This window comes from Mesonia algae (assembly GCF_003253545.1).
Classification (GTDB): Bacteria; Bacteroidota; Bacteroidia; order Flavobacteriales; family Flavobacteriaceae; genus Mesonia; species Mesonia algae.
Map to the genome: position 1 here is coordinate 580,023 of NZ_QKYV01000001.1, position 23,834 is coordinate 603,856.

A 23,834-nucleotide genomic window follows, 5' to 3' on the forward strand; every position below is an offset into this window, starting at 1 on the left:
ATTAAAATTCAATGAGGTGGCAAAAGTAATATTCTAAAGATTATTAAAATTGTGTAATCAAAAATAATCTTTAATAAATAATAGGTTAAGAAAGATCTAATCTTGTTTTCTCATAACTTCAGTTAAACGCTTTAAAAGCTTTTGAGCTACAATATCTTTTCTAAAGTTTTTTGAAGTATTTAAAGCTTCCAATTTAAACTTATCTTTTTGTTCGGGTTGGAGGCGTTGATATTGTATGATAGATTCAATTAAAGCTTCAGAATTTTTTGGTTCAAATAGAAACCCATTTTTATGTGACTGAATATAGGTAGCGGGCCCAGCAATATTGCACGCAATAACGGGTGTACCACAAGCCATAGCCTCTAAACCTGTTAAACCTAAACTCTCGGCTTCCCGATAGGTAGGAAACACATATAAATCTATTTCATTATAGATATCAACTAATTTGTCTTGTGGTACTAAACCTAAAAATTGCACATCTTCTTCTAATCCATACTGCTTTATTGTATTTAGAATTTTCTGTTCATCTGGGCCTTTTCCCGCTATAGAAGCCACAAATGGAACACGTTTTTCTTTAAGTCCCAAAAGAGCATCTAGAAATGTTTTCCATCCTTTTTCTTCAATAAAACGAGAAACAAAGCCTAAATGCAATTTGGATATATCAGCATCTTTCTCTTTCATAAAAAACTTCGTAGAATCAATTCCGCCAGAAGGCGATACAAAAACATCTTGCTCTTCTAAAAAGGAATAGCTTTGAAGAACCTTACTTTTGAAGTAGCTTGTAGGAACAACTAGTAAATCGGTTTTTTTTAAAACCTTTTCAGCAAAAATATTAAGGTATTTATTCTTTTGTAAATCTATTATATCTGTTCCGTGAGCATTCATCACCCAAGGTTTTCTTTTGAAAGGTAAAAGAAGAAATAAAATTGGAATATGATGACTCACATAGTGTACATATACTAGATCAAATTTTTTAAAGATCCCGATAAGAATATTAAAGTAGTGAATGCTATAGTTGAAAACTTTCTTAATAGGCTTTCCTGCCAAGCCTTTAATAAGAGAAATAGGTTCGAATAAAACATTATTTTTCTCTAATTCATCTTTAAAATTTTTCACAAAGACACCAAATAATGGATCCTTAGTGGAGGGAAACATATTTGAAATTAAAAAGATTTTCATATAAGGATGTATTTTGATATTTTAAACTAAACTATATTAGTAATTTTGTGCAAAATGCTAATTTACAATCTAAGTTTATTTAAACAATTAAGTTTACTATTATTTACGTATGCTTCATAAATTAAAGTTGGTTTTTTATTATGCTGTAATACAGCATTTACCTCATTCTAGGCTAATAGGCTTGTGTAATAAAATTAGGGTAGCTTACGTTTCCAAAGTACTAAAGGTTATGCCATACGATAGCAGAACCAAGTTAGAACCTAATGTTTATTTATCAAATGGTATAGGTACTACAATTGGACTAAATTGCAGAATCAACGAAAACGTTTTTATACAACAAGCTACTATAGAAGATGAGGTGCTTATTGCTCCTAATGTAGCTATATTATGTTTACCTCATAAACATGATAGAGTAGATATCCCCATAATAGAACAGGGAGATGAGGAGTTACAACCTCCAATGATTAAAAGAGGAGCCTGGTTAGGTCGTAATGTCGTCGTCATGCCAGGAGTTACTATTGGCGAAGGTGCAATTGTAGGTGCAGGAGCGGTAGTTACAAAAAATGTAGAGCCATTTACAATCGTAGGAGGCGTACCTGCAAAATTTATTAAAAAGAGGTGATTTTAATTGAAAGCTAAAACTTATATATAGTTAAAAAAGTAAATTATTTTTAGACATTATAAGATGAATAAACAGGAAACCATTAAAGATAAATACCACATATTAAACGTATTAACCTTAGCCTGTATTCTTATAGCTACTTTTTTCCTGCCCTTAAAGACGTCATTGAGTAACTTTGGACTTATTGGGTTGGTGATTACTACATTTATAGCTTTTGGTGTTAGTGGGTTTCAGAAGAAAGGGAAATTGAGCTTTTTTCTTTTATTTTCTCCCATGGTTTTTTTTCTACCTCTCATTTGGGGTTGGATCTATTCTCCTATACAGCCTGAAGCGTTCAAGGAAATAAGTAAGTATGTTTTTTTAGGTTTAGTCCCATTACTTCTTTTCCGTAAAGATATTCAAGCTACTACCTTTAGAAAATATGCATCTATGGGGCTATTGACAGGAGCTGTTTTAAGTGCTGTAATATTGATTACCATTAATTTATATAATTACAGTAAAACCGATCTACAGCTACACTGGCTATTAAACAATGACTTTACTGGGATAAACTTTGTAGAACCTTTTTCTGGAATGCATACCATATATATGGGAATTTACTATGTGATGGCTGTCGCTATTCTTCTATTCGGAAATCTAAAATTAAGAATATTGTGGCGGGTTTTAATTTTCACGATTCTGGTGTTAGGAATAATCTTTATCGCTTCAAGAATTTCCTATTTTATTACTGTGTTATTAATAGGACTTTACTTAATTCATAACCTATCATTTAAAATATTTTCAATAATAGCTACCATCACGATAATAATAGGTGTGCTTAGTTTTTCATTTTTAAAGCAAACCTATATTTACAAGAAAACGGTAGAGGGAACAGAGTGGGAGCTTCGAGATAATATAGGTACGTATAATACAGATAATACATTTAAAGTCGATTCCCGCTATTCTAGGTGGAAAGTAGCTTTAGAAGCGATCAAAGAAAAACCCATTTTAGGCTTTGGAGGAGGTACAGAAAATGAAATTCTCTTAGAAAAATATAAGACGAATAAAATGCAAAACTCTATAAACCGAGAATATAATGCCCATAACCAATTTTTAGGGGCAACTTTAAGGTTTGGAATATTTAGTTTTCTACTTATGCTGGTCTATTTTGTAAGAAATTCTATCACTGCTTTCAAATATCAAAACTTGTTATTCCTAAGCTTCCTAACGATTTTATTTTGGTCCTTTATGATTGAAAATGTTTTAGATCGCAATATGGGAATTAATTTCGTAGCCCTTTTCGGAACGCTTTTTTATGCTGAATTTTTAGCTAAAGAATCAAAATTAGAAAACGATGAATTGGCTCAGTAAAATTGAAAAATCACATCTCATCTTTCTTTTTTTACTGATTTTTTTTGGCATAGAGGCATTAAATAAAGTACAAGACTATTATTTCGGACTCCATTTTGAAATTCAGAAATACTTAAAAGGTTTGTGTCTCGTGGGGATATTGCTTTACTTTTTATTTAAAGATAGAATCAAGCTATTTGCCCTGACTGTTTTCATAATCTTATTTTGTTTAGGTCAATATTTTTTAAGTGAATCATTTACTTTGCCAGCGGTTATAGGGTTTTTGAAATACTTTTTCTTCTTAAGTCTAATTTTGTTTTTTGCTGAAATCAACTCCACTAAGGGAAAAATAAAAGTCTTTAAATTATTTGAAATCATCTTATGGGTTAATAACGCTATCATTTTAATATCGGCCTTATTTGGTTTAGAGATTTTTGAGTCTTACCCAGGTGATCGCTGGGGATACAACGGTTTATTTATGGCCTCATCTAATAGTACATATTTTTATATTATAGCCATTCTCTATTTTGTTATTTATAATTCTAAAACTTACTATAAAAACGCTTTATTTTGGTTCACTGTCTTGGCAAGTTTACTAATAGGGACTAAATCTATATACTTAGCAATCATTTTAATAGGCTTAGTGTTAACGATTAGATTAGTGAAAAAACTGAAATTGAAAGTAATAATTGCAAGCTTTTTTTTATTGTTTTCAGCCGCGTTGGGTTATATCTTCTTTTCAACCGATTTGTTTTCAGAAATTATAAAACAAGAAGGTTGGCTTACAGCAATATTATCTTATAGAGATCAATTATTCATTAAAGATACAATTCCTTACATTCAAGAACATTGGGAAACCATTCACTACTTTATAGGAGGTTTATCTAATCCGTATGTAAGACCTCAATTAGAATTAATAGATTTGTGGCTGTACTTTGGTTTTTTAGGAATGATTCTTTATCTCTTTGTCTTTGCTAAAAGCTATTTTAATTTTTCATTAGCAGTTTATTCAAAGTGTTTATTGGCAATCCTATTTATTGTACCTTTTATAACAGGAAACTTCTTTTACAACGCTTCAGTGCCCATTTATCTTGTGGTTTTAAAATTAGCTATTATAAAATCGCAAGAGAAACTTTCAAATGGTGTAGAATACTCCTAATTTTGAAAATTCTTAGACAGAGTATATATGCCGCAAAGAATTCATATTCTAAATACAAAAATTGATAACTATACCATGCAAGAAACCTTGCAAATAGTAGATAAATCAATTCAGCAAAAAGAACAGTTGCATCATACGGTGGTGAATGCTGGAAAAATTGTTGCCATGCAAAAGGATGAAGCTTTACGGGAGAGCGTAAATGAAGCAGATCTTATTAACGCAGATGGCCAAGCGGTAATTTGGGCTTCAAAAATTTTAAATAAGCCATTAAAAGAACGTGTTGCTGGAATAGACTTGTTCGAAAACCTGGTAAAATTAGCGAATCAAAAAGAATATTCTGTTTACTTATTAGGAGCAAAACAAGATGTGGTAGAAACTGTAGCTAATAATTTCAAGCAAACTCATAACTCCAATATCATTGCTGGTTATAGAAACGGATATTTTTCTGCTGCTGAAGAAAAACAAATTGTCGAAAAAATCGTTGCTTCTAAAGCAAATATGTTGTTTGTGGCCATGAGCTCTCCTAAAAAAGAGATATTTTTGCACAAACATCGAGAAGCGCTAAAGGCTGTTAACTTTATAATGGGCGTTGGCGGTAGCTTCGATGTGCTTTCTGGAAAAACTAAAAGAGCTCCGTTATGGATGCAAAATAGCGGACTAGAATGGTTTTATCGTTTTGCACAAGAACCTAAGCGTATGTGGAAACGTTATTTAGTTGGAAATACTAAATTCATACTTTTAGTATTAAAAGAGAAGTTAAAGTAAACCCTTAGTTAAGGAAATAAGAATGAAAAGAGTTTTAATTACAGGAGCCGCAGGTTTTTTGGGATCACACTTATGCGATAAATTTATCACAGAAGGCTACCATGTAATTGCTATGGATAATCTAATTACGGGCGATTTAAAAAACATAGAGCATCTTTTTCATTTAGAACACTTTGAGTTTTATCATCACGATGTAACCAAATTTGTACACGTTCCAGAAAATTTAGATTATATATTACACTTTGCAAGCCCAGCAAGTCCAATAGATTACCTAAAAATCCCTATACAAACTTTAAAAGTTGGATCTCTAGGAACTCATAATTTATTAGGTCTAGCAAAAGAAAAAAATGCCCGGATTTTAATTGCAAGTACATCTGAAGTATACGGAGATCCTTTAGTACATCCTCAAAGTGAAGATTACTATGGTAATGTAAATACTATAGGTCCGCGTGGTGTTTATGATGAAGCTAAGCGTTTTCAAGAATCAATTACAATGGCTTACCACCGTTTTCACGGATTAGATACGCGTATTGTAAGAATTTTTAATACTTATGGTCCAAGAATGCGACTTAATGATGGTCGAGTAATTCCGGCATTTATAGGTCAGGCATTAAGAGGGGAAGACTTAACTGTTTTTGGAGACGGAGCTCAAACTCGTTCTTTTTGTTATGTAACCGATCAAATTGAAGGGATTTATAAACTTTTACTTAGCGATTACAGAGAACCCGTAAATATTGGAAATCCATACGAAATTACAATTAAGGATTTTGCAGAGGAAATCATCAAACTAACAGGAACCGATCAAAAGATTATTTATCAACCACTTCCTCAAGATGATCCTATGCAACGACAGCCAGACATCTCATTAGCTAAAAAAATATTAAGTTGGGAGCCGACAGTAACAAGAGAAGAAGGAATGAAACTTACCTATGAATACTTTAAAAATCTTTCTCAAGAAGAATTATCTAAGAAAGAACATAAAGATTTCAGTAAACACATAAGAAAATAAAGTATGCAAATTAAGCAAGGGAGATATTCTGCTTATTTACGACCACTGGTTTATCTTATAGATTTAGCAGTGATTTTGTTGTTTGCGTTTCAGTTTAAATTAGAAATGACAGACTACATTAACTACACGGTATTTATTACTGCAGGTTGGTTAGTGATGTCTATTAAAACAGACTTTTATGAGGTTTATCGTTTTACCAAAGTCACCAAAATTATTTCGCTTAACTTTTTGCAGGCTGCTATTTTTGCCTTGTTTGTTTTCTCCTTTTTTGGTTTTTTTGAAGAACTAAGTAGGCCTAAAGAAAAAATATTTCTTTACATCACTAAGGTGTTTTTTACCATTCTTGCCATAAAACTCCTTATATTTTATTTACTGAAAAGTTACCGAAAAGATTTAGGCGGTAACTATAGAAGAACAATTATCTTAGGTGCTAATCATAGAACTCAAAATCTCGAAAGATTTTTTAAATCTAATCCAGAGTACGGATATCAATCTAAAAAACTAGTAGATTTTTCTCAGAAAAACTTTGATTTAGATGAGGTTTTTAAATGGATTTTAGAAAATGAAATTGACGAAATTTATTGCTCTGTAGCCGAATTAGACAATGAACAAATCAACCAAGTAATTGATTTTGCAGACAACAACCTAAAGCCTTTAAAGTTTCTTCCAGATAATAAAGATATTTATACCCGTCAGTTAAAAATGGAGTATTACGGTTATTTACCTATTCTTTCTTTACGAAATATCCCTATAGACGATGCTTTAAATAAACTAATCAAAAGAACATTTGATATTCTTATGTCTGTTTTTGTCATTGTGTTTATACTCTCTTGGCTTACCCCAATTTTGGCTATTTTAATCAGGATGGAATCAAAAGGTCCAGTCTTTTTTAGACAAAAAAGAAACGGATTAGATTACAAAGAGTTTTACTGTTATAAGTTTCGCTCTATGCGAGAAAATCCACAAGCACATTTACATCAAGTAAAACGTGGCGATAAAAGGATCACTAAGATTGGAAAATTTATTCGGAAAACAAGTTTAGATGAAATGCCACAATTTTACAATGTACTTTTAGGAGATATGTCGGTAGTGGGGCCAAGACCGCATATGGTAAGCCACACTCATATGTATGCCGAACGTATCGATAAATTTATGGTGCGTCATTTTATAAAGCCAGGAATTACCGGCTTAGCGCAAACCAGTGGTTTTAGAGGAGAGATAGAAACAGAAAATGATATTATTAACCGTGTACGTTATGATATTTTCTACTTAGAAAACTGGTCACTTTTATTAGATTTAAAAATAATCTTCCAGACAGTGCAAAATGCTGTCAAAGGAGAAGATAAGGCTTATTAAACAATTGTCTTTGCTAAGTCATCTAATTGCTTTTCAATATTAAAATGAGTTCTCGCAATTTCTAAGATTTTGGGTTTTATATTTTCTAAGTCTTTAAATTCTAAATGCGCGATACAAGTATTTAAGCTTTTAAAATCCCCAGGCGTTATTACATATCCCAATTTAAATTCTTTAATTACATTTTCTCCCTCTCCGCCAGCAAAATAAAGTATTGGGAGAGCGTTATGGGTCATTTCGTAGATTTTTGAAGGTGTAGAACCATAAATAGCATGAACAAGTGGTACTAATGCGATATGATATTTAGAGAGCTCTTTTAATAGCTTTTCCCTAGTAACTTCCCCGTGATAATAAATGTTTTTAGAAGATGTTTTTAAGTAATCTTCTAAAGCTTCCTTTTCAGCTCCTGCACCATAAATATGTAATTCTTTTTCTCCTAATTCTATATGCTGGCACAGTTTTACAATTCCTTGAGCTATACCTAGTAAACCTGCATAAACTAATTTTACCGTATTATTTTCTTCCGTTAAACGGAAATCATTCTGGGGCGATACAGCAGGGTAGTTGCGATATAAAAATATTTGCTGCTGCGGAAAAATACTTGTAACACGTTCAAGAATTTCTTGCGATTGTCCCAAGACCAGATTTGCTTTTTTATAGTTGTAAACTTCCATTTTTTCTAAAAGCTCATAAAACCGACCTTTCTTTAGTGCTCCTAATTCATATCCTGCCGAAGGCCATAAATCTGACACATTCAAGATAAGCTGCCTTTTTTGATTACTAAACAATCGCAATGCCGTATTGGCGATGATAAGTGGCGGACTTTGAATTAAAATTTTATTTGGAAAATCTTTTGGTTGTAATAATTTATGGATGATTAAGCTTAAAGAAAATGAAACCATAGAAAGTAAACGCTTTACTTTATGGGAAGAGTTATTGGCATAAACCCAAAGGCGAGTTACCTCTACACCTTTATAGTTTTCTGTTAACTTCCATTTACCTTGATAATTTTCAAAAATTTTTCCTTTGGGATAATTAGGTAAGGGGCAAATTACTTTTACAGCAAAACCTCTTTCTTTTAAGCCTAGAGCAAGCTTCACAATTCTATTAGAAGCAGCTCCAGTTTCTGGTGGAAAATAATTGGTAATGATGCAAATATCTTTCATATAAAACTTTCAAACTGTTTTAATTTCCCTCCTTTGGTACGTTTAAGAATAGTAACGCGCTCTAATTCTACCTGTAGATTTGGTTCTAAATAAGTTTCTACGGCTTTAATTATTTCCTGAAATTTATGCTGAGATAAATCCGCTTCAGCGACATAAAGAATTTTAAATTTATCTTTTGCTAATTGATGGATTACAAACTCGTTTACTATACTATTTTCTTCAATAATGCTTTTAGTAACGTAGTAAAAAGTAAGTCCGGGAACCACTTTTCCGCTCGGAAGGTGTGCCACATCGCTGGTTCTACCAATCAATTTTTTTAAAATAGGATTTTTAGGAGTGCTCTTTTCATCTAATACGCCAATATCACCTATTTCATATCGTATAAAAGGGTGAGCCTTGTTATATAGTGAAGTAATTACTAATCTACCTTCTTTTCCAAGTGGTAAGGCTTGCCCATTTTTATCTACTACTTCAATAAATAAAGTCTCGTGATTAAGTGACCAATTTCCATTTGGGTTTTGAAAAGCGATGAGGTCTAATTCACTTGCACCATATTCGTTCACAATAGGAATTCCTAGGTGTTTTTCAAGCAAAACTTTGTCTTCTTCAAACAACATTTCACTAGTTACCATACACACTTTTAGGCTTGGGCAAATGTCTTTTAAAATAAGATCTTTTTGCTGAAGGTATTTAGCGAAAAGGACAATTGAGCTAGTATAACCATTTATGTAGTCAAACTTTTTCTTTTTAAAATGACCCAAAAACTCTTCTAATTTGGCTTCGTTTAAATTAAAAATAGGAAAACGATAACGAGTGGCTAACCAGTCTTTTAATCTTTCGGTGTAGTAACCAATTTTATCTAACGGAATTCCATAAAATCGTGCTTGGTAGGACAAGTTAAAGTCAATACCAAACCAGCCAAACCGATTCATAATTACCGACCAGGTTAAGGCATGTGCGTATTTGTCTTTAGCAAAAATAAAAGGGTGACCGCTAGAGCCAGAAGTTTTGTTTACATAAACTTTTGTAATAGAATAACCATCACTTAATCTTTCTTCTAAAGGTTGTTGTAAATCTTTCTTGGTAACAATGGGTAGATCTTCCCACTTGGTAACTTTTTTTCCTTGTAAGAGGGCTTTGTAAAAATTATTATGGGTTTGATGATGGTTTAAAATTTCTTGTTTTTGCTTCGTTAAATATGCAGCATAATCATCGTTAGAAATTTCTTGTATTTGTTTTAAATGCTGTTTAGCTTCCGTTAACGGAAATTTTTTGAGCTTTAAAGTAAAATCAAACCAATTCACAAGACTATTTTATAGGAAAATATTAGTGGGTCAATTTACAAACAATTATTTTTGAAGCCACAAACAAAACCATACAAAATGAACATTCTTATTCTAGGATCTGGCGGTAGAGAACATACTTTTGCTTACAAAATAGCTCAAAGTGAACATTGTAAACAATTATTTGTAGCTCCAGGAAACGCAGGGACTTCACAAATTGCTACCAATATAGCTTTAAATGTTAATGATTTTGAAGCGATTAAAACCACAGTTTTAGAAAAGAATATAGAAATGTTGGTAGTGGGGCCAGAAGATCCTCTAGTCAATGGTATTTATGATTTCTTTACGGAAGATGATGCACTAAAGAATGTGATGGTTATAGGACCTTCAAAAAGAGGTGCATTGTTGGAAGGTAGTAAAGAAAGAGCCAAAGAGTTTATGGCCATGCATAGTATTCCTACAGCGGCTTATGAAAGCTTTACGGAAGAAAGCGTAGAAGCAGGGAAGGCTTTCTTAGAAACTTTAAAACCTCCGTATGTATTAAAAGCCGACGGTTTAGCAGCAGGAAAAGGAGTTTTAATTTTAGAAAATTTAGAGGAAGCTAAAACAGAATTAGAAGAAATGTTAAGCGGTAAGTTTGGAAATGCAAGCCAAACTGTGGTAATCGAAGAGTTTTTAGATGGTATAGAATTAAGCGTATTTGTATTAACCGACGGTAAAAACTATAAAATACTGCCAACTGCTAAAGATTATAAACGTATTGGAGAAGGAGATACAGGATTAAATACGGGTGGAATGGGAGCTATTTCTCCAGTTCCTTTTGCCGACGACGAGTTGATGCAAAAAATTGAAGAACGTATCGTAAAACCAACCGTAAACGGACTTCAAAAAGAAGAGATAGAATATAAAGGTTTTGTATTTATTGGTTTAATTAAAGTGGGTGATGAACCTTACGTAATAGAGTATAATGTGCGTATGGGAGATCCCGAAACCGAAGTGGTTTTACCTAGAGTAAAAACAGACTTAGTAGAGTTATTTCAAAAAGTAGCGCAAGAAGAATTATCTACGGCTAGTTTAGAGATAGATGAAAGATCGGCGACTACAGTAATGACAGTTTCAGGAGGATATCCAGAGGCTTATGAAAAAGGAAAAGAAATTACAGGTATAGAAACTATAGAAGATTCTATTGTTTTTCACGCAGGTACAAAAGAGGAAAATGGTAAAGTATTAACCAATGGAGGTCGAGTAATTGCAGTGACTTCTTTTGGGAAAGATTATAAAGAAGCACTAAAAAAATCTTATCAAAACGTAGAGAAACTACATTTTGATAAGATGTATTATAGAAAAGATTTAGGAAAAGACCTCAGTTAATACTGAGCGTTTTTTCCTAAAAATGTATGTGCTTTAGTAGAACGGTCTTCTTCGTTGTTTTCATTGAATTTTTTCAATTGAAGCATCCAGTAAACAAAAGCTACGGCTGCAATAATCATAAATATCCAGTTTAAACCATTAGCAGCAAACCAGGCAGACAATTCTAACTCACGAAGAGCGTCAAAAGGTAAAAACAAAACATCTTCAAAAAGAGATGCAATAAGATCAAGAAAATCTTTCATCGTTAGGAACTTTGTTATAAATTTCTACAAAAGTAAGAAATTACTCTATGTTAGCAAGCTTTTTTAAAAAATCTAAACCAATCAATTTTTTAATTGTAGGGCTTTTTATGGCTATATATTTTATTGTAGCTAACTTTCTTGATCAAAATACAGCGTATTCTTGGCAGTTTCTTACCAAAAAAATAGGCTACCTTATTACCTATATTTTGCTTATGGTGGTATTAAATTTTATTGTTAAACGCAATACAATCAGTAAAAAGAATACTTATACTATTTTATTATTCGGGTTTTTAACCACTTTATGTTTACCTGTCTTACAAGCAAATGAGTTATTTATCGCGGCATTTTTTGTGTTGCTAGCTTTAAGAAGAGTAATAAGTTTAAGATCGGGTTTAGAAATAAAAAAGAAAATTTTCGATGCATCTTTATGGGTAGTAGTGGCGAGTTTATTCTATCCATTAAGCATTCTATTTTTAATACTACCTTTTGTAGGAATATTCTATTATGCAATACAAGACTTCAAAAATCTTTTTATTCCCCTCGTTGCCGTTTTTTGTGTTTACTTTTTGGTTACAACGGGTTATTTCTTGGTTTTAGACACTCCTTTTTATTTAAGTCAGTATTTTGTGTTTCCCAGTCTTAATTTGGAGGTTTATCAAGAGGCAGATGTTTTTATTCCTTTAATTATCATAGGCTTGTTTACTATACTAAGTCTATTTTTCTTTTTAAAAGAATTACAGTTAACCATAAGAAAAAGAAAACCTATGCTTTTTCTTATTTTTTTGTTTTTTATTATAGGCTTGTTACTAGTGTTATTATCTCCTCAAAAAACAGGAAGCGAACTTATTTTTCCCTTTATAGGCGTGAGTGTTATTGGGACAATTTTCTTAGAGCATAAAGGAGGCAAAATTTTAAAGGAAATAACATTAGGAATATTAGGTTTAGCTGTACTCATTATTCCTTTTGTGTTATGGTAAATCTTTCTTTATACGACATAGAGCAAGAGTTAAAAAAAAGACATCCTTATGCTTATGAATGGGGAAGAAAACAAAATGATATTTGGGACGGTTACACCAATTTTATCTATAAAACTCCTTTTTGGGATGAGGTGGTAGAGGTGATGAAAATTACAATAGAAGCCTATAATTTAGACAAAAAAGAGTTATTTCAATACGCCGCCAATCGTTGGTATAACTTCTGGAGTGCGGTAGCGGTGGAGAAAATTTTCACCCAAATTGAAGGAGTAACTCCTGCAGTAAACAACAAAGATAGATTAGTTGATTTTAACCTTAACGGAATTAATTTTGACCACAAAACCTCAGTTTTTCCTAAGGGATTTAAGCAAACCATATATTATGCTCAAAACCACAAAGAAGAACTACTGTATTGGTTATACAAGAATCAAAGTCAGCAGCAGCGAAAACATTTAGAAAACCGACTTTTTTTAATGGTGTATGCAGAAAATGGTGAGCATTGGAAGTTAAAAGCAGAAATCACGTGGTTGCAATCTATCATTCAAAAATATGTAAGTACCTTTGATGCTTCTTTATTAACTCCATTACAATGGAAAGAAAAATCGGCTTTATCCGATATAATTTGGGCAGTTAAATGAATTACATAGGCTCTAAAAAAAAACTCTCCTCTTGGATCTTAGAAGTAGTATCTCAAGAAATTTCTATACCCTTAAAAGATGCTGTATTTTGCGATTTATTTGCAGGAACAGGCAGGGTTGGGCGAACTTTTAAACCTTTAGTAAAACAAGTTATTGCTAATGATGTAGAGTTTTACAGTTACGTCCTGCTTCAAAATTATATTGGCAACCACAGTTCGCTTCCGCGGAAGCAAGACTACATAAAAAAACTGAATGAGCTTAACCCTCAATTAGGTTTTATTGCCGAGCATTATGGTGAAAACGGAAATGCCGATCGTCTTTTTTTCTCTCAAGAAAATGCACAAAAAATAGATGCGGTTAGACAGCAAATTGAAACGTGGAAAAATCAAGAAGAAATTGATGATGCGCTTTATTACTTTTTGCTAACATCACTCTTAGAAAGCGCCGATAAGGTAGCTAATACCGCTTCGGTATATGGAGCTTACTTAAAAAAGATAAAAAAATCTGCCGCTAAAGCTATCGAAATTGTTGGAGCAGATTTTGATAAAACCAAAAATGCTCATCAAGTCTATCAAGAAGACGGTAATGAATTGATAAAAAAAATAAGCGGAGATATTTTATATTTAGATCCGCCTTATAATGCAAGGCAATACGGTGCAAACTATCATTTACTTACTACTATCGCAAAATATGATACCTTTGTACCTAAAGGTAAAACCGGTTTGCGCGATTACTATAAATCTGCTTATTGTAGAAAAGGAGAAGTAGTCAAGCAATTTGAAAATTTGATTAAAGATGCTCAATTTTCAACCGTATTTTTAAGTTACAATAATGAAGGTTTGATGCCTCCCGAAACCATAAAAGAAATTATGGAAAAGTATGGAAGTTATAGCTTAAAGGTAAAAGATTACCAACGTTTTAAAGCAGATAAAACCGAAAATAGAAATCACAAGGCGAATGCCACACAAGAATATTTACATATTTTAAAGAAATAAAAAAAGAAATTATGTTTTCAGACAAGGCAAATAAAATATTTCAAGAAGTAATAGAAAAATACCACGAGGTAAATACAGTAGATCAACCTTTTGAGAATCCTTATGGAGAAAAAGATGACTTACTAGCGCATTTGCTTTATAGAAAATCTTGGATAGATACGGTGCAATGGCATTATGAAGATATTATACGCGATCCACAAATTGATCCTGTTTCTGCGTTAAAATTAAAACGTCAAATTGATGCTTCTAACCAAGATCGTACCGATATGGTAGAGTATATAGATTCTTATTTCTTAGAGAAGTATAAAGATGCAACTCCAAAGGCAGATGCTACCATTAATACCGAGAGTCCAGCTTGGGGGGTAGATCGTTTATCGATTTTAGCTTTAAAAATTTATCATATGCATGAAGAGGCAACACGTAAAGATGCTTCTCAAGAACACCAAATGGCTTGCCAAGCAAAATTAGATGTGTTGTTAGAGCAACGTGTAGATTTGTCTACAGCGATTAATCAATTGCTTACCGATATTGAAAATGGTGACAAGTACATGAAAGTGTACAAGCAAATGAAAATGTACAATGATGACGAGCTTAATCCTGTTTTAAGAGGTCAAAAATAATTCACGCTAAGTGAAAACAACAGTTCAACACATCGCCATTATAAGACTCTCAGCCTTGGGCGATGTGGCGATGCTGGTTCCCATATTAAGAAGATTTTTAAAGCAGCATCCACACGTAAAAGTGACGATGGTGACCAAACCTTTTTTTGGTAAGCTTTTTAAAGATTTACCAGAAGTCAACGTGCTTGCTGCAGATGTAAAAACAAAGCACAAAGGTATTTTTGGTCTGTGGAAATTAGCGAAAGAGATAAAAAGTCTAGAGGTAGACGCGGTAGCCGATGTTCATAACGTCTTGCGTTCTAAGATTCTTCGGTTTTTCTTTTTCCTTTACGGAATTAAATCTGCAGCGATAGACAAAGGCAGAACAGAGAAAAAACAACTTACAGCTTTAAAACTTAAAAGCATTCGCCCTTTACAAACGACTCACGAGCGTTATGAAAAGGTGTTGGCACAATTAGGTTTTCCTGTAGATCTATCACAAGAGGTTAAGTTTAAAAATCCAAATTTACCTAAGCAATTTCAGCAGCAGCTACAACCGAATACCAAAAAATGGATAGGGATAGCTCCGTTTGCTGCCCACAAATCAAAAATGTATCCGCTTTCTTTAATGGAAGAGGTAATTGCCGAGTTAAATGCAGAAGAGAATCTTCAAGTTTTCTTGTTTGGCGGCGGTGAAAATGAAAAGCAATTATTATCTGCTTTAGCTTCAAAATATCAAAATGTCACCAGCTTGGTAGGTGTTTATGCTTTCGCGGAAGAATTGCATATCATCGCCAATCTAGACGTAATGCTTTCTATGGATAGTGGAAACGGGCATATGGCTGCTATGTATCAAATTCCGGTAATCACGGTGTGGGGAGCCACACATCCTTATGCAGGATTTGCACCATTTAAGCAACCAATAGAAAATCAAGTGCTTCCGAGTTTAAAGAAATATCCTTTCTTACCTACTTCCATCTATGGAAATAAGCAAGTAGAAGGCTATGAAACGGTGATGGAAAGTATTCCGCCAAGGAAGATTATAGATAAAATTAAATCATTTGTATAAATGTTTAAAAATACCCTCAAAAACTGGCTCTTAAAACTTGGTGTAGCTAGCTTTACTTTATTGATCTTTTTATACGCGATATTTTCAGCTTTAGGAATAGAATATCCACCTATTTCTAGAGATATGATAGGAGATAAGCTTTCATTTGAGTGGTTTGTTGTGATGGCAGTTATTCTTGCTCCGCTTTTAGAAGAAGTCGCTTTTAGAGGTTTTTTTACCGCTAAAAGATGGCTTAGGATTATATCTTTTATAGTTCTGCTTGTTTTTATAGGATTGTCGTTTAGCTATTTTGCTTTAGCATTACTAGTGTTATATATCGCGACGATATTTGTGAATGATAGAAGTGGCAAAAAACACATTAATACATTACTTATTATGAATGCGGTACTCTTTGCAGGGATTCATTATACCGCAGAAGATTTTATGACCTCATTAGGTACGATAGCCATTTTAGCACAATTTGGGATGGGATTAATTTTATTGTGGATCACCATTAACTTCGGACTTATAAAAGCGATGTTATTTCATGCTTTTTACAACGGGTTATTAATGTTATTGCTATTTATGGCATTACAATATCCTTCTTCTAAAAATCACCGCATAGAAAGTGAAAATTTAGTCGTAGAATATAAAGAACGAGCTATTTTAGATAGTAATACAAGCTCGTTTTCATCGAGTGCAAATAAAGATACTTTGTATATTCATAATATGTCTATTGGAAAAGCAAAACCCATGCTCGAACAAACAAATAATGTTGAAGAAGGAAGTATTTGGGTAGAAAATATTCCTTTTATGAAATATGATTTTAAAATCTACACCAACAATCAAGAAGAGGTATATCAATACAGCAAAGAGCTAGAGCAATTACTAAAACAAGAAGAACTTATTAATTAAACTATGGATTTTAACACCCCAATTTTTACGTATATCATTATAGGAATATGTGCTTTATATATTTCGGTAAACTTGTATCGTTTTAAAGAACTCGATCAAAATAAGAGAAGAAGATTGTATATACTTATCGGAGTTTTTGTGCTTTACGTGATTGCTAAAATATGGAGGATAACTCAGGAATAGTTTTTCGTGTAAAAGATTTTCTTTAAATTTATTTTTAAATACTTGAATTATGACACTACAAACTCCGTTATTTTTGCTAATTCTTTTAATTTTTTCCATCTTTTTTATTGGTGGCAGCTTATTTTTAATTCTTAAAAACGAAAAAGAAAGCTTACCAAAAGTTCTTTGGGTACTCATCGTGTTGGCTTTTCCTCTCGTTGGTGCAGCTGTTTATTATGTAAATGCACTTATGCAATACCAAAGAGCAAAACAACAACCTGCTTATTAATTAAAATTTAATGAAGAAAAAATAAATATTACACCTATTAAATTCATAAAAAAACCTCTCTGTATAAGAGAGGTTTTTAAATTTTTTATACTGATGAGATGCTGAACTTATTCAGCATGAAAAGCCTGAGGCTCATATCGTCTCGTCTCTCACTACTAAACTCTCACTTCTTATTACTAATTAAACATCATCAAAATCAACTTTAATCGTCGATGTCGTAGGATGTGCTTGGCACGTAAGTGTTAAACCTTCTTCGATCTCTTCGTCGGTTAAGATTTGGTTTTTCATCATTTCGGCTTTTCCTTCGGTGATGCGAGCAATGCAGCTACTGCAAATTCCGCCTTGGCAAGAATAAGGAGCGTCTAGATCTTTATCAAGAACCGCATCTAAAATTGTCGCTTTTTGGTCCATTTCAAAGGTAGTTTCCTCATCATCTACCATCACCGTAATCGTGGTTTTTCCGTCAAGGTTGGCATCTACTTCTCCTGTTTCTGTTGAGGTAAACAATTCAAAATGTATGCGTTCTTTTTCAACCTCATTTTCTTGTAACACTTCAGAGACTAAATCGATCATTTGTTCAGGTCCGCAAAGGTAAACCGCTTCAAAATGATGACCTTTGAATTTATTTTTCAGTACAAAATTAACGGTGCTGCGTTCAATTCTGCCAAAGAAAGAATCTTTATCTTTTGCTTGACTGTATACAAACTCAATAAATACACGGTCTGGAAACTCTTGCTGAATTTCTAACAACTCTTTAAAGTAGATGGTTTCTTGCGGAGTTTTATTTCCGTAAACTAAGACAAACCTGCTGTGCTGTTCTTTCTTTAAAACACTTTTTAAGATAGAAAGTATAGGAGTTATTCCGCTACCTGCTGCAAAAGCTGCATAATCATGAGATTTTCCATCGCTTGGAGCTTGATAGGTAAATTTGCCTTCTGGCGGAAAAACTTCTAATATCTCTCCCTCTTTTAGTTGATTGTTGGCGTAGGATGAAAATAAACCACCTTCTACCTGCTTAACGCTCACTTTTAAATTATTACTACCAGGAGTAGATGAAATAGAATAAGAACGTCTTACTTCTTTACCATCAAATTTTTTCTTGATCGTGATATATTGTCCCGCATCGAAGTGAAATACTTCTTTTAATTCTTGCGGAATCTCAAAAACAATACTAATTGCTTTTGGAGTTTCTCTTATGATTTCTTTTACCGTTAACGGATGAAAATTTTTCATTTTCTTCAAAATTTTTGGCAAAAATACAAAGTCCGCCGTTCTTTTAAAGCAAATAAGATAAAAACTAATACCTAAGTTTTTTATGCATAAGAAATTTATGTATGTTTGGATTCTAGTTGAAACCAAAATTTATGTCGAATTCAAAGTTATATAAGGGAAGTCTTTCGACCATCATTTTAAAATTGCTTTCTAAGGAAGATAAAATGTATGGCTACGAAATAACCCAACGAGTAAAAGAACTTACAAAGGGAGAATTAAAAATTACCGAAGGTGCACTTTATCCCGCTTTGCATAAGTTAGAAGCCGATGGTTTACTAGAAGTAGAAATGCAAAAAGTAGATAATCGTTTGCGTAAATATTATAAACTTACCCAAAAAGGAACTACCGAAACAGTATCTAAACTCGAAGAGCTAGAGCGCTTTATGGAAACCATGAACGGACTTATGAATCCAAAACCGAGTTTAGGATGATAAAGTTAGGTCAGGAAGAATTGGAGTTTATAGACAATTACCTAAAAAATTCTGGGGTAGAATATATAGATGTTCGCTTAGAAATGTTAGACCATGTAGCAAGCGCGGTAGAAGCTAAAATGAAAGAGAAGCAAACCGATTTTTATGAGACTTTTAAAGCTTATATGGTAATGAATAAAAAGGAGCTTTTAAAACAAACAGATTCTTTTGCTAAAGAATCTTTAAAGAAAGTTTTACAAATGGTAGGCAAAAATCTATTTCATCCTTTGTCATTAGTAATTACTGCTGCTGTTGTAATAATAACTGTTGTTTTATTTGATTTCTTAAAACAACATTTGATACTTTTTAGTTTGGGCTTGTTCTTTTTAGAATTTGTAGCCATTGTATTAATTACAAAGACTTATAAAAAACAAAAATACCTCCATCTTCAGAAGTTGGTTTCTATCATTATGTCTTTTGATTATATCATGCACATGTATGTGTTAGAAAGAGAAATACCCTATTATGAATGGATTTTAGCTTTATTTATTCTTATTAATATTTCATTCTTCCTATCACTTTATCAACTTTTTAATGAATATAAAAAACAGTTTGATTTAGTATGAGAAAGTTAGGCAAGAGAGAATTAGAGTTTATAGACAATTACCTTAAAAACTCTGGGGTAGAATATATAGATGTTCGTTTAGAAATGCTAGACCACGTAGCCAGTGCGGTAGAAGCTAAAATGCAAGCAGAGCAAACTGAATTTTATGAAGCTTTTAAAGCTTATATGGTGGTTAATAAAAAGGAGCTTTTAAAAAGTAGCACAAAATATTCTTGGAGTGTAGATAAAAAATTACTTGTTTTGGTTTGCAAAAACTTATTTTCTTTTCCTGTGGTTATAAGCCTATTTTTATTAGGCGTCACTACTTATTTAAGTGAAGTAAATAAAATTTATTGGCTTTACTCGGTTCTCGTATTTTCTCCAATTTTATACATAGGTGTTCCTGCAATCATTTATAGAAAGTTTAAATATTCCTTTTTACATCGTTTCGCTTTATATGCTGTATTAATAAACTCAATTACAAATAATTTTTTTCTTAGATCTTTAGAAGGAAATAGTTCTAATTTTTATGTGTTGATTTTTGTTTTTTGGTTAAACCTTAGTATTGCTTTTTCAGCTTATCATTTTATCAAAATGTATAAAAATAAAATGTCATTGACATGAAAAAAGTAACCTCACTTCAAATAGAGCGTCTTTTTCAGTTTACCGATCAGCATTTTGTAGATTATTACGATGTACAATTAGAATTGGTAGATCACCTTGCCAATGCTATTGAAGAGCAGTGGCAAGAAAATCCAGACAAAGATTTTGAAACTGCTTTGCAAGAAGAATTTAAAAAGTTTGGTGTCTTTGGTTTTCTAGAAGTGGTAGAAGCGAGACAAGCTGCAATGCAAAAACGCTATCATCAACTCATGTGGAAAGAAGCTAAAGAATTTTTAAAACTGCCTAAGGTGGTAATTTTAGCTACTGCGTTTTTGGTAAGTTTTACCTTGATAACACAAATTACTTATGGCGTTTACATTTTAATAGGAATTTTACTTTGTCTCGTAATCTTATTTAGTTTGAGGTTTTATAAAAATAATAAAGAAATAAAAAGATTAAGAAAACAGAGTAAGCAGAAACCCTATTTATTAGAAACCTTACTTAATCATACTGGGCAATTTGGAGCTTTTTTAAATTTACCTATCCAACTTCTAGTTTTAATAACAAAAGAAGTGGAGATAAATATTTGGATAGGCATTATATATGGCTTACTACTTACAGGAGTTACCTTAGTATTTTACATTACCCTGTTTTTACTTCCGCGGAAGCGAGATGAAATACTGCAAGAGGCATACCCCGAATTAAAGATGCAGACTTTGTAACATTTTCAACATTTTAGCACTAATCAAATGGTAGGTACTAACTTACTCTAAGAAATAAAAAAGAAGAAACTTTATGTTTAAACGATTTCTATCACTAGAGTGGAAGCAATTTTCTCGTTCTTCCTATTTTCAAAAAGGCTTAGCCATTAAAATATTACTCATTTTAGCAGCACTTTATTTTATCGTTTGCTTTGGGGTTTTAGGTGTATTTTCATTCTTTCTTATAGAAGATGGTTTCCCAAATGAAGATCCTTTAGAGGTGGTAAATAATTATTTGGTGTTTTGGTTTCTGATCGATTTAGGTTTCCGGTTTTTTATGCAGCAATTACCAGTGATGAATATTAAACCCTATATGATTATTCCCATAAAACGAGAAACGGTGATTCATTATTTATTAGGGAAAACAACCCTTTCTTTTTTTAATATTTTACCGCTTTTCTTTTTTCTTCCTTTTAGTATCGTCTTGTTAGCGCAAGGTTATAATCCGTTTCAAGTCATTTGTTGGTTCTTCTCGATGGTGTTTTTTACCATTTCCCTAAACTACCTCAATTTTTTACTAAATAAAAACAACAAAGTTTTCTATGCAATCGTAGCGGTTTTAGGAGCTTTAATCTTATTAGAGTTTTATCATATTTATCCTATTGCAGAATATGCTGGTTTGTTTTTTAATGAAATTTATAACAAGTGGTATGCGGTAAGTATTCCGTTATTGTTAATGATTTTGTTGTATCGTAGGAATTATAAATTTATAAGAGAGGGTTTTTATTTAGACGATGCCATCCGTAAAGAAAGTAAAGAAGTAAGTTCTACAGATTTAGGTTTTCTAAACCGTTTTGGCTCGATTGCACCATTCTTAAAAAACGATGTAAAACTCATTATTCGTAACGCAAGACCTAAGCAAGTTTTAATGATGTCTTTTCTTTTTTTATTTTATGGACTCATATTTTACACGCAAGATATGTATAGAGATATGCCTGCATTTTTAGCTTTTGCTTCGATTTTTGTCACGGGCGGATTTTTACTTTCCTTCGGACAATTAGTTCCTTCTTGGGATAGCGAATATTATAAAATGTTGATGAGTCAGAATATTCCTTATCGGAAATATTTAGAGTCTAAATGGTATTTAATGGTCGTAGCTGTAGTAGCTTCCTTTATTTTAAGTACCCCATATTTATATTTTGGCTACAAGATTTATAGTATGATTGCTGCTGGAGCCTTATTTAATATCGGCTTAAACTCTTTTATTACTTTGTATGGAGGCGTTCTAAATCGTGTTCCGGTAGAACTTAACGTAAAAGCAAAAGCCTTTAGCAATACACAAGGTTTTAACCCAACGCAATTGTTAATTGCCTTACCTAAAATGGCTGGGCCGATGCTTATTTTTTACCTTCCGTATAAGTTTATCAATTTTGAAGCTGGGATTTTAGCGCTCGCTTTAAGCGGAATTTTAGGTTTGGTATTTAAAAATTTCTTTCTCAATCAAATTGAAAAAGTGTACCAAAAAGGAAAATACAAAACCATAGCCGCATTCGACGAAAAAAAATAATTAAGACTCTCAATTTTAGATCATGATAGAAGTACATAATTTAAGCAAATCTTATAACAGCACCCAAGTGTTGAACATTCCATCCTTAGACATTCCTAAAGGACAAAGTTTTGGTTTGGTAGGAAATAACGGAGCAGGAAAAACCACGTTTTTTAGTCTGTTGCTAGATTTAATTCAGCCCACTACAGGGAACATAAAAAATAAACAAGTCGTAGTAAACGAAAGTGAAGATTGGAAACCTTTTACGTCTTCTTTTATCGACGAAAGTTTCCTCATAGGTTACCTTACGGCAGAAGAATATTTTTACTTTATAGGAGAATTACGCGGACAAACCAAAGCCGATGTAGATACTCTCCTTAACGGATTTGAAGATTTCTTTCACGGAGAAATACTTCAGCAAAAAAAATACTTAAGAGATCTATCTAAAGGAAACCAGAAAAAAGCAGGTATTGTAGCTTCATTTATTGGTAATCCAGAAGTGGTGATTCTCGATGAACCTTTTGCTAATCTAGATCCGACCACACAAATTAGATTAAAACAGATCATTAAAGATTTGGCACAAACCAAAGGTGTAACGGTGTTGGTTTCTAGTCACGACCTCATTCACGTAACCGAAGTTTGCGAACGTATAGTATTGTTAGACAAAGGCGAAGTGGTAAGAGATATGATGACAAGCGAAGCTACACTTCAAGAATTAGAAACCTATTTTGCGAGGTAGTTTTAAAATATTTTTTTATAACTTTAGTTATTAAACTTTAAAAGTTCAAGCCATGAAAAAAATTATTTTTTTTCTATTAACGTTTCCTTTTTTTACAAACGCACAAACCTACAAAGCAGTTTATGATGTAAGCTTAAAAGCGGAAGATAGCTTAATAAACTTAACCTTTTCTCAGTTTGATAATAATAAAGTGGTAATAGCAAATAGCGATTACGCTTTTTATTATTCAGCAAATTTTGACATTAAAGAAGAAAAATCATTTAAAACTCCTGGGGGTAGCGTAAATATGAAGATGACATCTTCAACAACCGAAGATGCTTCTATTAATTTTCTACTTAAACAAGAACAAATACTTTTTGAAATTGATACTACAAAATCAAGGAAAGATAAAATAGTAGGATTAAAAAAAATACAACCAAAATTTGAGGTGGTAGAAGAAAAAGATACAATCATTAAAGGAAAAACCTATCATTTTTTAAAAGTGAAAAGCCTCTCTGGGGATACTGTCATCAATTATTATTTTGACCCTACTTTACCAAAAGGTATTATGCCTTATGTCGATTCACTTGGCGATAAAGCTCCCAAAGGAGGAGTTTATAAATTTGAACGTACCAACTTAGTAAGCCCATCACCAGCAACTACTGTAGCAACGCTTATAAGTGTGGAGCAAATAGAGTTTAACTTTAAACCTTATCTACAAATTATTAAGAATATCAAGGTAAGTGAGGATAAAATATCGGTGCTAAATTTTTAGAAATAAACCAGTATAGGTGATTTTTACGCTTCAAGTCCAAACTCAAATTTATTATGGGTTTACATTTGTTTTTCTTAAAAGAAATGTATTTTTACGCACTCCCATAC

The 23,834-nt window shown here is 32.4% G+C and carries 26 protein-coding genes and 1 pseudogene; 22 read left to right on the plus strand and 5 right to left on the minus strand.

Going from position 1 to position 23,834, the window contains the following annotated elements:
• Positions 1-96: 96 nt before the first annotated feature.
• A complete protein-coding gene (locus LX95_RS02720; RefSeq protein WP_111539875.1) occupies positions 97-1,179 on the minus strand; it encodes a glycosyltransferase family 4 protein in 1,083 nt (360 codons plus the stop codon).
• 460 nt (positions 1,180-1,639) lie between these two features.
• Between LX95_RS02720 and LX95_RS14855 the strand changes: the two are divergent.
• The 6 genes and pseudogenes from LX95_RS14855 to LX95_RS02750 all read left to right on the plus strand — a co-directional run.
• Positions 1,640-1,798: pseudogene (locus tag LX95_RS14855) on the plus strand (DapH/DapD/GlmU-related protein); the annotation flags it as partial.
• Positions 1,799-1,864: 66 nt separating this feature from the next.
• A complete protein-coding gene (locus LX95_RS02730) occupies positions 1,865-3,151 on the plus strand; it encodes an O-antigen ligase family protein (RefSeq protein WP_111539877.1) in 1,287 nt (428 codons plus the stop codon).
• A gap of 292 nt (positions 3,152-3,443) precedes the next feature.
• Complete coding sequence (locus LX95_RS02735) at positions 3,444-4,289, plus strand: hypothetical protein (RefSeq protein ID WP_170116571.1); 846 nt, start codon at positions 3,444-3,446, stop codon at positions 4,287-4,289.
• A 27-nt stretch (positions 4,290-4,316) separates the two neighbouring features.
• Positions 4,317-5,054: a WecB/TagA/CpsF family glycosyltransferase gene (locus LX95_RS02740; RefSeq protein WP_111539879.1), complete on the plus strand. Its 738-nt coding sequence runs from the start codon at positions 4,317-4,319 to the stop codon at positions 5,052-5,054.
• A gap of 22 nt (positions 5,055-5,076) precedes the next feature.
• Positions 5,077-6,063, plus strand: coding sequence for a UDP-glucuronic acid decarboxylase family protein (locus LX95_RS02745; RefSeq protein WP_111539880.1), 987 nt, complete (start codon positions 5,077-5,079; stop codon positions 6,061-6,063).
• 3 nt (positions 6,064-6,066) lie between these two features.
• On the plus strand, positions 6,067-7,419 hold the full coding sequence (locus tag LX95_RS02750; protein ID WP_111539881.1) for an undecaprenyl-phosphate glucose phosphotransferase: 1,353 nt from the start codon (positions 6,067-6,069) through the stop codon (positions 7,417-7,419).
• On the opposite strand, the gene LX95_RS02755 is transcribed toward LX95_RS02750, so the two are convergent.
• Together LX95_RS02755 and LX95_RS02760 are read right to left on the minus strand one after the other, a co-directional pair.
• Complete coding sequence (locus LX95_RS02755; protein WP_111539882.1) at positions 7,416-8,582, minus strand: glycosyltransferase family 4 protein; 1,167 nt, start codon at positions 8,580-8,582, stop codon at positions 7,416-7,418. The two genes, LX95_RS02750 and LX95_RS02755, sit on opposite strands and share 4 nt — an antisense overlap.
• A complete protein-coding gene (locus LX95_RS02760; protein ID WP_111539883.1) occupies positions 8,579-9,886 on the minus strand; it encodes a phenylacetate--CoA ligase family protein in 1,308 nt (435 codons plus the stop codon). The genes LX95_RS02755 and LX95_RS02760 overlap by 4 nt, the downstream gene beginning before the upstream one ends.
• A gap of 78 nt (positions 9,887-9,964) precedes the next feature.
• Between LX95_RS02760 and purD the strand changes: the two genes are divergently transcribed.
• Complete coding sequence (purD, locus tag LX95_RS02765; protein WP_111539884.1) at positions 9,965-11,236, plus strand: phosphoribosylamine--glycine ligase; 1,272 nt, start codon at positions 9,965-9,967, stop codon at positions 11,234-11,236.
• Here purD and LX95_RS02770 read toward each other — a convergent pair.
• Positions 11,233-11,478 (minus strand): DUF6341 family protein, encoded by a 246-nt coding sequence (locus tag LX95_RS02770; protein WP_111539885.1) that lies wholly within the window; start codon positions 11,476-11,478, stop codon positions 11,233-11,235. The two genes, purD and LX95_RS02770, sit on opposite strands and share 4 nt — an antisense overlap.
• Before the next feature lie 47 nt (positions 11,479-11,525).
• Between LX95_RS02770 and LX95_RS02775 the strand changes: the two genes are divergently transcribed.
• Genes LX95_RS02775 through LX95_RS02805 form a run of 8 tightly spaced genes read left to right on the plus strand, consistent with a single transcriptional unit; the run spans position 11,526 to position 17,098 of the window.
• The gene (locus tag LX95_RS02775) at positions 11,526-12,455 is read left to right on the plus strand and encodes a DUF6427 family protein (protein ID WP_111539886.1); all 930 of its coding nucleotides are present in this window, start codon (positions 11,526-11,528) and stop codon (positions 12,453-12,455) included.
• Positions 12,449-13,090, plus strand: coding sequence for a hypothetical protein (locus tag LX95_RS02780; protein WP_111539887.1), 642 nt, complete (start codon positions 12,449-12,451; stop codon positions 13,088-13,090). The genes LX95_RS02775 and LX95_RS02780 overlap by 7 nt, the downstream gene beginning before the upstream one ends.
• Complete coding sequence (locus tag LX95_RS02785; RefSeq protein ID WP_111539888.1) at positions 13,087-14,085, plus strand: DNA adenine methylase; 999 nt, start codon at positions 13,087-13,089, stop codon at positions 14,083-14,085. Before LX95_RS02780 ends, LX95_RS02785 begins: the two co-directional genes overlap by 4 nt.
• Positions 14,086-14,096: 11 nt before the next feature.
• Positions 14,097-14,705 (plus strand): DUF4254 domain-containing protein, encoded by a 609-nt coding sequence (locus LX95_RS02790; RefSeq protein WP_111539889.1) that lies wholly within the window; start codon positions 14,097-14,099, stop codon positions 14,703-14,705.
• 10 nt (positions 14,706-14,715) lie between these two features.
• Positions 14,716-15,753 (plus strand): glycosyltransferase family 9 protein, encoded by a 1,038-nt coding sequence (locus LX95_RS02795; RefSeq protein ID WP_245924711.1) that lies wholly within the window; start codon positions 14,716-14,718, stop codon positions 15,751-15,753.
• Positions 15,754-16,647 (plus strand): MFS transporter, encoded by an 894-nt coding sequence (locus tag LX95_RS02800; protein WP_111539890.1) that lies wholly within the window; start codon positions 15,754-15,756, stop codon positions 16,645-16,647.
• 3 nt (positions 16,648-16,650) lie between these two features.
• Positions 16,651-16,830, plus strand: a complete 180-nt coding sequence (locus tag LX95_RS14525; protein ID WP_146240731.1) for a hypothetical protein — start codon at positions 16,651-16,653, stop codon at positions 16,828-16,830.
• Positions 16,831-16,879: 49 nt separating this feature from the next.
• Entirely contained in the window at positions 16,880-17,098 is a 219-nt protein-coding gene (locus LX95_RS02805) for a PLD nuclease N-terminal domain-containing protein (protein WP_111539891.1), read from the plus strand.
• 180 nt (positions 17,099-17,278) lie between these two features.
• Here LX95_RS02805 and LX95_RS02810 read toward each other — a convergent pair whose 3' ends face one another.
• Positions 17,279-18,331: a ferredoxin--NADP reductase gene (locus tag LX95_RS02810; RefSeq protein WP_111539892.1), complete on the minus strand. Its 1,053-nt coding sequence runs from the start codon at positions 18,329-18,331 to the stop codon at positions 17,279-17,281.
• A gap of 131 nt (positions 18,332-18,462) precedes the next feature.
• On the opposite strand from LX95_RS02810, the gene LX95_RS02815 reads away from it, so the two are divergent.
• The 7 genes from LX95_RS02815 (at position 18,463) to LX95_RS02845 (ending at position 23,727) form a co-directional block, all read left to right on the plus strand.
• Positions 18,463-18,801, plus strand: a complete 339-nt coding sequence (locus LX95_RS02815) for a PadR family transcriptional regulator (RefSeq protein ID WP_111539893.1) — start codon at positions 18,463-18,465, stop codon at positions 18,799-18,801.
• Complete coding sequence (locus tag LX95_RS02820) at positions 18,798-19,406, plus strand: hypothetical protein (protein ID WP_111539894.1); 609 nt, start codon at positions 18,798-18,800, stop codon at positions 19,404-19,406. The genes LX95_RS02815 and LX95_RS02820 overlap by 4 nt, the downstream gene beginning before the upstream one ends.
• Positions 19,403-20,008: a hypothetical protein gene (locus LX95_RS02825; protein ID WP_111539895.1), complete on the plus strand. Its 606-nt coding sequence runs from the start codon at positions 19,403-19,405 to the stop codon at positions 20,006-20,008. Before LX95_RS02820 ends, LX95_RS02825 begins: the two co-directional genes overlap by 4 nt.
• The gene (locus LX95_RS02830; protein WP_111539896.1) at positions 20,005-20,709 is read left to right on the plus strand and encodes a hypothetical protein; all 705 of its coding nucleotides are present in this window, start codon (positions 20,005-20,007) and stop codon (positions 20,707-20,709) included. The genes LX95_RS02825 and LX95_RS02830 overlap by 4 nt, the downstream gene beginning before the upstream one ends.
• 73 nt (positions 20,710-20,782) lie before the next feature.
• Positions 20,783-22,255, plus strand: coding sequence for a DUF5687 family protein (locus LX95_RS02835; RefSeq protein WP_111539897.1), 1,473 nt, complete (start codon positions 20,783-20,785; stop codon positions 22,253-22,255).
• Positions 22,256-22,277: 22 nt separating this feature from the next.
• Positions 22,278-22,973, plus strand: a complete 696-nt coding sequence (locus LX95_RS02840; protein ID WP_111539898.1) for an ABC transporter ATP-binding protein — start codon at positions 22,278-22,280, stop codon at positions 22,971-22,973.
• A 52-nt stretch (positions 22,974-23,025) separates the two neighbouring features.
• Positions 23,026-23,727 carry a hypothetical protein gene (locus tag LX95_RS02845; protein WP_111539899.1) on the plus strand — a complete coding sequence of 234 codons (702 nt, stop codon included), beginning with the start codon at positions 23,026-23,028 and terminating at the stop codon, positions 23,725-23,727.
• Positions 23,728-23,834 lie beyond the last annotated feature (107 nt).